We start from the raw sequence: 13,637 nt of genomic DNA on the forward strand, positions 1-13,637 counted from the left end.
AGTATATTATTTAATAGTTGTATGTATATCTTTTTCAGATAATACTATATTGTTTATCTGATTTATCTAATTGTTTAGGTATTATTAAGTAATACTGAAATTATAAAATCAATCAGATAAATCAGATACATCAGATAATCCCATAGCATAACGTACTAAAAAAAATTTAAGATCAAATATATTATTAAATATTATCATACCTGTATCACGTAATACTTTTTTAGCACAATTATCATCTTCAAAAAGATAACGAAATCCTTGCATTACAGCAAGCATTACCGCAGCATTATATTTACGCGAACGTTCATAACTACGCAAATACATATAACGACCAATATCTTTTCCCTGACGCTGTAAACGTTTTATTTCAGATGTTAACTTAGCAACATCCATAAAACCTAAATTCATGCCTTGTCCTGCTAAAGGATGAATAGTATGTGCTGCATCACCTACTAATGCTAAACGATGTGCTGCAAAACTACGCGCATAACGTCCAATAAGTGGGTATGATTGACGTGAACTTACTATTTGACATAACCCTAAACGCATATCAAAAGCAACTGCTATTTCTCGGTTAAAATGATTATCTGATAGTAATCGTAAATATTGTTCTTTTTGTGGATTCATAGACCATACAATTGAACATAATTTTTGATTTTTTAAAGGTAAAAAAGCCAAAATACTATTAGAATGGAAAATTTGACGTGCACAATTATTATGCTGTTGTTCAGTTTTAATTGTTGCGACTAATGCCTTATGTCCGTACTCCCAAAAAGTTAAGGGAATATCTGCATGTTTACGTAACCATGATTGTGCACCGTCTATCCCAATAACTAAGCGTGCTGTTATTATTTGTTCATTATTTAAAATAACTAATGCTTCATTATCACCCCATTTAATTTGTTTAATACTTGCAGGAGTAATAATATCAACATTTAATTGTTTCTTAACTTTATTCCATAGCGTTCTTTGAATTATAGAATTTTCAATAATATGCCCAAGGTGAGTGTAACCATATTCTTCGGCATTAAACATAATACTTCCAAAACTGTCGCTATCCCATACTTCCATAGTTTGATAAGAATTAGTTCTTAAAGCAATGATATCTTGCCAAACATCAAGATGTTTTAATATACATTCGCTAGCAATATTTATCGTAGAGACACGTAATATAGAATTTGGATTAATTCCTTGAATATTAGATATATTTTCTTCAATTAAAGCAATATTAAGACCAGTTTCTTTGAGGGCTATTACTGTTGCTAATCCTAGCACACCGCCACCAGAAATAATAATATCAAAAGATTGCATGATAATTCTCTTTTTTATACTTTATATAAAGTATCATATAAAATTAAAACTGTAAAATGAATCTAAATACAAAAATGTTCTTAGCGTTTAACCCACCCGAGCGCACGCCTAATAAGTGTTTCACGTAATTGCGGTATTAGTGTCATTGCTATCATGCCTAAATTACGTCCGATAACAAATGGTAATAAGCGATTAGAAAATATATGAATCAATCCATCTGTAACACTAATTGTAGCTTGTTGATCTGGTCTACGACGTTTTTGATATTGGCTAAGTACTTTATAACTACCTATATCATATCCTTGTATTTCGGCTTGAACAATTATCTCTGCTAGAGACATAACATCACGTAAACCAAGATTAAATCCCTGACCAGCAATAGGATGTAAGGTTTGTGCTGCATTTCCTATTAAAGCGAGTCTATGACTAATATGTTGATGTGTATATATTAATTCTAGAGGATAGTAATAACGTTTATCAATTTTGATGATTTTGCCTAATATCCAACCAAATATCTGTTGAATATTATGGATAAATTTAATATCATTCCAGCTATCTACTTGTTCTTGTACAGGATAACACCAAGCTAATGAACATCGTCCTTCACTCAATGGTAACATAGCAAACGGGCCATAACATGTAAAACGTTCAAAAGCTTTATTATGATGTGGATAAGCAGTGATAAGATTAGTTATAACTGCTATTTGATCATATGTTGTTTTATTATAATGAATGTGACAATTTTGAGCTAATATTGAATATGAACCATCTGCTGCTACAAGTAATTCCCCTGTAAGAACAGTACCATTGTCTAACTGGATGCTAGCACTATTTTTTTGACGTATAACTTTTACTATTTGCGCATAATGGGTTGATTGAACACCTGGTGCTTTCTGTAATAGTTTTAAGAAACATGTCCTAGCTTTATATATTTCAACAACTTGTCCTAAATAAGGTATTTTATAGTCTCGTGATCTTATTGATATCCAACCAACACCACCCTGATCACTAACATAAATATTCTTTATAGGAGTTGCAAAAATCTGTAAATCTTGCCATATGCCAATTTGTTTTAATTGTTCGCATGTACCGTATGCCAAGGCAATGGCACGTGTATCAAAATTAACCTGTTCTTTTTTTTGTGTAGATATAGTATTTACAATTTCAATTTGAATACGTCCAGAACTTAAAATAGAAACTGCAAGTGCAAGAGTCATGCCAGCCATACCTTCACCTACAATTATTATTTTCATATTGCTTATATTTCCTTTATATAGACATGTTTAATCATAATATTAGTTATTAACATTTAATGTATTATTTATTTTTTTTATCATGAACAGATATACAAATATGTAATAATAATACATTATTTTATATATAGTATTAGATCTATTGTAGATATAGTAATTTTAATAAATTATTAGTATTTTTTAGATTAATATTAATAAATACTCTGATATAATTGTCTACTAAAAATATATTTATTATTTAAATATAATATTTTAAGAAAATTTTATTAATTTAGTTTTACACTATTACTAATAGATAAAAGAGATTAACTTACTTTTTTTAGAGATATTATTAATTCTATTATTATATTTAATTATATCTTTAATATTTTGAAAAAAATGATGAAACATAGTTTTAGCATTGCTATATTTAAGGATAAATATATGTATTATAATTTCATTAAAATACTATATATTTTATTAAGATAATAATTATATTATAACCAATATAATATTATTATATTTATTAATTAATAATTAGTATATTAAACAATAAATATTGTGCCATATAGATAATATTATTAATCTCTAATGATTGAGTTTTTAGTTTTATAAATCTATTATGAGTTATTAATTAATAATTTTGTTACGGTTACTTATTTATTTCGTTGAAATAATGTAAGTATTTACTTAAATTACATGTACGGTTAAAGATAAATATATTATATATAATAATAAATAATACATTATTACAATAGTAATCTTCTTTATATATAAAATCTACAAAATATTATTTATTATATGATAAATTATATACAATCAATAATAAATTAACTTATTTGCAAATAATTTTTTTATTACAGAATATTTTTATATATAATATTAAAAATATTAAATTTATTTTATTTATAATAAAAATATTACTTATCAAGTAAATAATTGATTAGTTATAACAATTTAATATATACATATTACGTTCATAATGTATTATCAAATAACAACTGCTGAGATTAAGTAAAAATTAAGAGATTTTTATTGACAATAAATAATAAAATAAGATTAAAAAAATATATATAATCATTAATTTATAATATACAATATTTTTACTAAAATTTTATAGTAATACTATTATATAGGTCCTTTAAATAATTATTCTATTATAGAATAATACATTATATTTATGTATTTGATGGTATGATAATTAGAGTATAATAGATAAATAATTTATCATTATATTATTTATTTTTGAGTTGTTATTGCAATGTCATATTAAAATATAATATAATACTAAAAATCTTTTTAATTATTATAGAAATAATATATAAAATAATTTACTTTATGAGATCCTATAATTAAAAAAATGAAAATGCTTTTATAGTATAAAGAACATTTTTTAATTTTATAGAATTACTAATTTTATGTTGTATGATTAATTTTTTGTAAAATACTATTTTAACACTAATTATTTACAATACAATTAATAATATTATATTTTTTTTAAAAAACGTATAATAAAATTTTTAAATATATAAATATATTTAATAATTAATTTAATAGTACAGCATAAAAAATAATTAATTTTTTAGTTTAGTTATTATATTGTTATAATAATAATTTATTAATTTTATTAATATAAAAATTTATTAAAAAGTAATACTGTAAATTAATATACACATTTATTAAAAAATAATGTATTTAAAAATATTTTATACTATTAATAATTATTAAAGACCTTATATTATGTATAATCGTAATATTATAGCATATAATAGTAATTAAATATAATTTTGATAAACAGAAATTAGAGATATTTATATTATGATAATCTAATAAATAATTTTATATTAATTATTGTAATAATTAATATATATAAAATATAAAATTACTTTTTATATTATTATATTTAGAAAAACCTCAAAGAGATTAATATCTAAGTAATATTTGTATTGTATATTAAAGAAATCTTTTGATACAAAATGACATAATTATATTATAGAGTCAAATAATTTATCCACATTAATTTACTGAGAATAAAATATATTTATATTATATTTTTTCATGTAATATAGCTATCAATATTGATTATATATAAAATATAAAATCAAAAAACTATTTTAATATAATTAATACTTCATAGATGAAGTAGTATTTATTATAGTTATAATTACTATTAACTAATAATTGATAATAATATTAATTGTATAATTTATTATTAGATAATTTTTCCTTTTTATTTTTTAACAACATTAACATAATGTATTAGTTAAATATTTTATATTTTTATTAATTTTTTGGATTATAGTATACATCACATTATAAAAAATAATAATATTATTAAATATAGGTAAAATTATGAAATTATTATTATTGATCGTATAATTATTTATAATAATTATAAATTTTTTATTATAAAAACATCTATAACGGTAATGATATACATAATATTAATAAAATCATTATAGTATTTTATTGATTTATAGATTTACTGTAGATCATAATACTAATATTATATAATAATTTTTATTACAATTATTAATTAATAATATATGCAATAAATATATTATTATACTATTTATAGTATTTGCTATATATAAAAATATTTCACTGTTAAGTTTATTAAAAATTCCACTAAGTGTATGAATTTAGCATAAAAATTTCTTGATTTTAGTAATTTTAAAATTAGCGTAAAATCTATACAGGAAAAAATATGTCTGCACAACCAGTAGATATTCAAATCTTTGGCCGCTCATTAAGAGTTAATTGTCCGTTAGAAAAACAAGAAGAATTGCATCAATATGCAAATGATTTGAATCAACGGTTACAAAATCTTCAAAATCGTACAAAAGTAACACATATAGAGCAACTAATTTTTATTGTAGCATTAAATTTATGCCATGAATTAGCGCAAGAACGTGTTAAAAATTATGATTATGCTTGTCAGATAGAACAAAATATTAATACTTTACAACAAGTAGTTGAACAAACTTTATTAAAACTAAGATAACTCTAAAGTTTACAGTTTAGACTTATTTGAACTATAGTTAAAGTAGAATATTAAAATATTTATAATCAAGTTATATAATATTAAGATTGTATTTAAAAATTTAATTAGGACATAGAAGAAATAAATAAAATATTTAAATGTTATATCTTATACAAAATATTAAAACTTTGTTTTTATATTTCATATAAGATATTTATTATATTTTAATAGTATATATTGTTATTCAAAATAATTAACATTATTTTTTAGCAAAAGATATATGAAGAAATACAATATTAATTAAATTAATATAATTATATGAATAGAATTATAATAGATTGTACTTAAAACATTGTATTTATATATATTGATATAAATAATTTTTTATTAGTAACACATCAAATATAAATCATGTATGTTTAAAGAACGTTATAAAATAAAATTATTTAATATATTTATTATACGATAATTTGTTATGACTATATATTATTGGATATTAATATTTTAGTTTATATTGATTCATAATCATCATTTCAATTTCGTTTAATATAAAAATATTTTTTATATTTATATAATAATATAATATAAATTATTTATTTTAATGCGTTTAATATTACTATTTATCTAAAATAATTTTTTATATATTATTTAATCTAATTCTAGTAATGTACTTGCATGTCTTGTGTTTCTCATATCAATATAAATTATTTTTATACTAAAAGATGTGAGAAATATTATATTTAAGAAATTTATAATAAAATTCTGAAAAAATTAAATAATTATAAATGTATAAATTAATAATTAATTTGTTATTTTGATTACTTCAATAAAGTTAACTTTATATAAAATATCAAAAATAATTTATTATTTTTTATATATTTTATGTGAACAATATTAACGTAGTAAATTAATTTTGTTAAGTAAATGTAAATATTTTAACCAAGTATAATGAATAATATTTATTGTTTATATATTTTATATATTAATATAAATAATTTTTATATTTTATTGAATATTTAGTATAAAATTTTAATATATTATTATTAAAATAATAAATATTTTTCAGATATTATTTATGATAATCAGATATATAATTACTGGATTTATTGACATATATTATTTAAATTCTTAAACTCTATTTTTCCTGTAAGATATCTTTTATCAAGCAATAACACATTAAATTATTTATATAATATTTAATATATTAATATCTTGAATAATCATAAATATGATAAATTATTCACTATATATAACAAAACTATTAATTGTGTAATCATATAAAATTTAATTATGATTAACAATCATATACTATTTCTTGTTATTTATAGCATATTTATATTAATAATATTAAATACAGATTATTTGTATAGATAATTAATAATTTATATATTTTATATAAAAATATAATAAAAATATTTTTACTTAAAAAATAATTATTATATATAATTATTTTTTATAATTTATAATTATCACTTATTTTATTTATTAGATAGTAATATTTTATATTAAATATAAATTTATGTGTATTTACAATATTTTTATATATTTTATATTATATATTATAGTTACTACTTACTTAGTTTAATTAGATTGTGTTTTAATATAAAAAATATTTTATTTGTAATATTTAAGTATATAAATTAGATTTTTTACTATATTTTAATAAATTATAATAATTTTATTTGTATTAAAAACTATATTTTTATAAGATTAATTATTTATTAATACGATATTAATGAATAAAATACAATTTTATACATTAAAAATATTTTTAATATGTATACATTAAGTGTGTGTGATAATAAAATACTATTTTTTTAATAGGAGTAAAATATTATTTATTATTGACTGTTATTATTTTTTAGATATATATAATATTAATATTAAGTGTTACTGTTATGTTTACTAAAATTTTTATATAAATAGATCTGTAGTTGTTTGCTATAAATAAAACGATAACTTTATTAATGATATAAAAATAATGTATAATTTAATAATTATGCATATATAAAAATATTAAGAATAAATCATTTTATGATATCTTATACTTAATAATATCATAAAAGATAAAATAACTAAATATTGATTTTTAATAAAAAGTTACTCAGTAAGTAAATATCACGAATAATATAATTACAATTAAGTTATTTATGCATTATTATATATAACTATATACAAGGTACTAAATTGAAATAAAACTTTAAACATTATATTTAATTTATCTTAAAATGTCTATTTTGCATGATATTAATGTATACACAATTCTTATTAGTATAAATATGATAAGGTATAAAATAATTAATTCATTACATTAATATATTTAGTTATATTGATTTATCTTTTTTAATAAAAAGAGATATAATATTTTTATTATATTAATTAACCTAGATTAATTACTTAATATTTGTTAACACTAATTATTAAGTAATCAATGTCAAAGGAAGTTAAATATATAATATATTATTATAATAAAAATCAATAATAAATTAAAATTATGTACATATTATACATTTCTTTAATTAACAATTTTACAAATATTAATTATAATAATTTATTAATATAAATAATATTATGAAGAATACATTTTTATAAATAAACAATATAGACTATATTAGCACGATGCAGTAGAATTATATAATATTGATTATAATATAATTTTATTAATAAATTTTACTGAATTTATTAAATGTTTTTTATTACAATAGTGCAAAATAATTTACTTATATATAACATGATATATATAAATATATTATTTATACAAATTTCAATAAAAATATTTTATATATTTTATCATAAGACTTAAATAAAATATTTATTTATATAATAAAATTATATAATATGATCTATATATAAAATATTATATTTTTATTATATACTTTTTTTGAAAATTTATATCAATAAAATAAATACTAAAAATAACTTGAATACATATTATATAATACAATTACAAGAATTACAGTAAATTATATATAATATAAATATTATTATAATAATACTTATAAAAATAATATTTTATAATAATATTATTAATATATTAATTTTTTAATAAAATTACCATGAATAACCTATTATTATGAACAAGATTTTTCTAATTGAAATAACTGCTCAACATCTTTAATATATTTCTTATCTATAAGAAAGATTATAACGTGGTCTCCTTGCTCAATTTTAGATTTATTATTTACAATAATAACCTCATTTCCACGAACAATAGCACCAATCATAGTACCTGGTGGCAGTTTAATATTCTCTATCATACGGCCAATAATTTTTGAAGTATTTTGATTTCCATGTACTATAACTTCAATAGCTTCAGCAATACCACGACGTAAAGAAGAGACATTAACTATATCTGCTTTACGTACATGTCCAAGCATCGCAGAGATTGTTGCCTGTTGAGGTGAAATAGCAATATCAATAACACTACCTTGAACTAAATCTATATATGCACTCCTCTGTATTAATACCATAACTTTTTTAGCTCCTAAGCGCTTAGCTAACATTGCAGACATAATATTAGCTTCATCATCATTAGTAAGAGCAATGAATACGTCTACTTGATCTACATGCTCCTCAGTAAGTAATTCTTGATCGGATGCATCACCATAAAATACAATAGTATTTTCTAGCATTTCAGCAATCTCAATAGCACGTTGCTGATTACGTTCTATTAATTTTACACTATAGTTTGTTTCTAAACGATGTGCTAAACCAGCTCCTATATTCCCGCCACCAACAATCATAATACGTTTATATAGTTTTTCTAAACGTTGCAGTTCACTCATTATTGCACGAATATGCTGCGATGCTGCTATAAATAATACTTCATCACCAGCTTCAATAATTGTAGATTGTTGTGGACGTATTGGGACATCTTGACGAAAAATAGCAGCTATACAGGTATTAATATGTGGCATATGATCTTTTAAAGAAGATAATGCGTTACCAACTAATGAGCCACCGTAATAAGCTTTTACTACAGCTAAACTAACTTTTCCTTCGGCAAAATTTACTACTTGTAATGCACCAGGATACTCAATCAAGCGATATACATAGTCTGTTACTAATTGTTCTGGAGCAATAAGATGATCTATAGGAATAGCACTTAAATTAAATAAACGTTCATTTTCACGAATATATTCTATTGAACGAATGCGTGCTATTCTTTTTGGAGTATTAAACAATGAATATGATACTTGACAAGCTATCATATTAGTTTCATCCGAATTAGTTACTGCGATAAGCATGTCAGCATTGTTAGCGCCAGCTTCACGTAATACGCGTGGATAAGAACTGTAGCCCTGAATTACTTTTAAATCAAACTTATCTTGTAATTGGTGAAGTCGATCACTATTTGTATCGACAATAGTTATATCATTATTTTCACTAACAAGGGTTTCTGCTAGTGTTCCTCCTACTTGTCCAGCACCAAGAATAATGATTCTCATAATTGTCTCTAAATTTCAAGTTATACAAGCCTTATTATTTATTTTTAAATAAATTAATAAAAAGATATAATTTATATAATTATAATATAAAATATCAAAGATATATTGTTTATTTTTAATCTGTATTACATATTATAAATCCTCTTATTGAGGATAGTAAAATAATTAATATATAAATTGCATAATCTTAGATAGTTATCCAAATAAATTAATCTAAGTTATCTGATATTAATAAATTAACATTTTATAATAAAAATACAATTTTTGTATTTTGAGTTATATATTTTTTAGTTATTTTTATAACTTAGTTATTAAATTTTATTAATTTTGCACATTATATATTATGATTAATAAGACACAAAAATAATATTTTTAAATATTTATTATAAGGCAATATATATTATTTATTTTTTGATATAGCAAATCATCTAATTTGTTAAATGATTTTTTAATCAATGATTATTGATTACTATCTTAAGAAGAATATTAAATTAAAAATATTAATAAAACTAATATATCTTTAGTAGGTATGTATTTAAGATGATAGTAGTATATTTTGTTAATACCTTTTCAGGTTATTACTAAAATATAAATTAGCAACAAGTTAACAGAAAAATAGAGTAGTAAATTTAATTAATAAGCATGAATATATAATCAATATTAGTACTTAATTAAGTATTTTATTAAATAATCAATATTCTATTTATCATAATCTCAATACTTATTTGTATAAATAAAGAATTTATATTTAGTCTATATTTATAAATAAATATTTTATATAATTATATAAAAAACTTCTTATCTTTGCAGATAAATAAAAAATAAAAATTTTATTTATTATTTAATAATCTATTTCCAGTAATTATCATCTTAATCTTATTAAGATTTACAAAAAATAAAAATTCAATTTTTAAAAATTTTTAAATAAAATTAAATTATTTTTAGCTAGCCACATGAGCATATTATAAAGGTTATCTTGTTAGTCAATACAATAATATATTAATTATATTATTTTGTAAGTCTTTATTTAGTAATGTTACAATTAAATGCTAGTAAATTATTATGTATAATAATTTTCTTAAAAAGAGCATTGATTATGTGTTATTATATTAATCTTTATCGTAAAAATTATATAATATACTATATTAAACTAAATAATATTGATTATTAAATTTTTATTACAAATAAATATATTATAATCTTGTATAAATCGTATAAAATATTTAATACTAAATATTTTTTAGATAAAATAAAAATATAATCTGCTTATAAAAGCATACTAAACTATCAAAAAATAATTTATTTTTATTGTTTTTACATTATTAGATTATAATAATCTTTTAATGTATTTATAAATTTTATTTTATAATGAATAATTATGGGTAACATTGAATATCACTTCACTTATGTAAGCTAATGATAGCAACATTACTATTATTATTAATATACATTTATTTTATATATATAAAAAATAAATCAGATCATGCTAATATGTAGCAAAATATTTTCTTGTAATACAGTAGGCATAGTATACTAAAAGAATAAAATGATATTAAGTAATACAATATCAATTCATTAGCAATATAATTATATTAATCAAGTATATATAAATAAAATATTTATAGATTACGCTAAAGCTATTATTAAATATACGTAATATCAGTTATAACTACAATAATATTTTTTATATTGTGAGTTCTAAAATAAGCATGTTTATGGTATAGGAATATATTAATATTCACAATATTAATACAATAATTTTTAAAAAAAATTATTTTTTTTAAAAAAGTAATACTTATTTTATTGTATTACCTTATAAATTTTATAAACATTATTTTTGATAATATTTAATAATTTTTTGAATTTGCAGTTATTAAAATAATATGGTAATTAAGAAATAACGTAATAAAGAATATTTTTAGTAAATTTTTTATAAAAATTGAATATTAATTAGTTAAATTAAACTACCTAATATTTATTAATAATAAAATTAATAAGTAATGAATAATATTTTATAAAAATATATTATGAGTATAAATATGACTAATTGTAAATTATATATTAATAAACGTAATATTCTATATATTATTTTAGAAAGTATTATTTAAATAATATAAAATTAATAATAGTATATTATTTTAAATAATATTCTAAATATATAAAAATATTATTATAAATTAATAAATATTAATAAAACTAAGATTTATAAAATACTTAACGATACAAGATAATAATAGTTAATAAAATAGATGGAAACAAGTGTATTTTTATTAAATTTAAAATAAAAAATAATTGTTTATTATAAGATGTTAGTTTTTAGTATGAGTAAAATTTTAGATTATTATTTTAAAATGAAGTTATAGAGATACATATTATAACAACAAATATTATTCGTCAATAAAAAGTATTAATAATAATTTCTCACTAATTTTCTATTACATATATATTGTATTGTCAAATAAGTAGTAAAAACTATGTATATTATTAATAATAATTACTAGATATATTAAATATTAATTAATTTAATCAAACATTAAGAAGTATATTAGCATAATACTATTAATAGTATATAGATATACTTAAGAATAACTATTTTAAGGGATTTATTATTTTATATACCTAAAATAATCTTATTATATAATAACTAAGTTTATTACATATTATATATATGCGTATTTAATATAATATTAATATAAGAAAAACATTTATTAAATAGTTAAATGATAATACAAATATTACTATGAAATAAATAATATTTATTATTAATTTATGATATACCTATGTTTAATTTTATCTCATTATACCAGAATTATATTATTGAAATAATTTTACACAAAGTCATAAATAATTTTATTTGTCTTAAGCTAAATAATAAGAAATATTTTACTTATCCACTAATTATATTTAATCAACTAAATATAATCTTAATTATATTAAAATATTAGTTGTATAATTAATAATTACTATTAGTCACTTATCAAGTAGAACTAACATGTATAATGTTTAAAAATATTATTTATTATACATTTTTATTTTTTAATACATAAAAATAATATATGTTGTGATTATATTAATTATTTTATTTTTTTAGCTAATAATTATTAATACATTTTATAAAAACGTAATAACCGTAAAATCTTGATAAGATAAACATTACTAATAAGTATATGAATTTATTTAAATTAGATATTGCAAATATTTTTTAAATTAATGTTATAAAAATTTAAAGTAGTACTATAAATAAATTATTTAATGCTAATTGCTTTAATATTAGATAATTGTTTGTTACTGACTATGAATCAATCATTTTTAATGATTGTTGATTTTCTTTGTATTTTTAAATAAGTTATGTATTTATTGTTTATGATTTAAGTTTACTAATAATATTAACTATAATGAATGTTAAATTAATTTTTATTTGATATTTTTTTAATAAATAATTATAGTTTTATAGTATGAATATCAAATAACGAATTTTTTATTTATTAAATATACTTTTAATATTTTATTAACTTTTTATTATTTATACTAAACTAGTTATATTAATTTTTACAAAAAAAATAACTAATCCATTATTTTATCAAAAATTATTGTTCTTTTTAATATATAATACGTTATTAGATTGCTTAATATTTATAATTTACTAATGATATAACTTTTAAG

General features: G+C 18.5%; 4 protein-coding genes. 1 reads left to right on the forward strand and 3 read right to left on the reverse strand.

The window, feature by feature from the left end; translation table 11 throughout:
- Positions 1–108: 108 nt before the first annotated feature.
- Positions 109–1,311: an FAD-dependent monooxygenase gene (locus GII40_RS00960; RefSeq protein WP_226813528.1), complete on the reverse strand. Its 1,203-nt coding sequence runs from the start codon at positions 1,309–1,311 to the stop codon at positions 109–111.
- Positions 1,312–1,391: 80 nt separating this feature from the next.
- Positions 1,392–2,564, reverse strand: a complete 1,173-nt coding sequence (gene ubiH / locus GII40_RS00965) for a 2-octaprenyl-6-methoxyphenyl hydroxylase (RefSeq protein ID WP_226813529.1) — start codon at positions 2,562–2,564, stop codon at positions 1,392–1,394.
- A 2,686-nt stretch (positions 2,565–5,250) separates the two neighbouring features.
- Between ubiH and zapA the strand changes: the two genes are divergently transcribed.
- Complete coding sequence (zapA, locus tag GII40_RS00970; RefSeq protein WP_226813530.1) at positions 5,251–5,547, forward strand: cell division protein ZapA; 297 nt, start codon at positions 5,251–5,253, stop codon at positions 5,545–5,547.
- 3,050 nt (positions 5,548–8,597) lie between these two features.
- Here the strand turns inward: zapA and trkA are convergent.
- Positions 8,598–9,974: a Trk system potassium transporter TrkA gene (gene trkA, locus GII40_RS00975; protein WP_226813531.1), complete on the reverse strand. Its 1,377-nt coding sequence runs from the start codon at positions 9,972–9,974 to the stop codon at positions 8,598–8,600.
- Positions 9,975–13,637: the final 3,663 nt, after the last annotated feature.

Source organism: Candidatus Profftia lariciata (genome assembly GCF_020541265.1).
Classification (GTDB): domain Bacteria; phylum Pseudomonadota; class Gammaproteobacteria; order Enterobacterales; family Enterobacteriaceae; genus Profftia; species Profftia lariciata.

Coding starts and splice junctions, on each gene's coding strand:
- GII40_RS00960 (WP_226813528.1), bottom strand. CDS start 1,311: ATGCAATCTTTTGATATTATTATTTCTGGTGGCGGTGTGCTAGGATTA.
- ubiH (WP_226813529.1), bottom strand. CDS start 2,564: ATGAAAATAATAATTGTAGGTGAAGGTATGGCTGGCATGACTCTTGCA.
- zapA (WP_226813530.1), top strand. CDS start 5,251: ATGTCTGCACAACCAGTAGATATTCAAATCTTTGGCCGCTCATTAAGA.
- trkA (WP_226813531.1), bottom strand. CDS start 9,974: ATGAGAATCATTATTCTTGGTGCTGGACAAGTAGGAGGAACACTAGCA.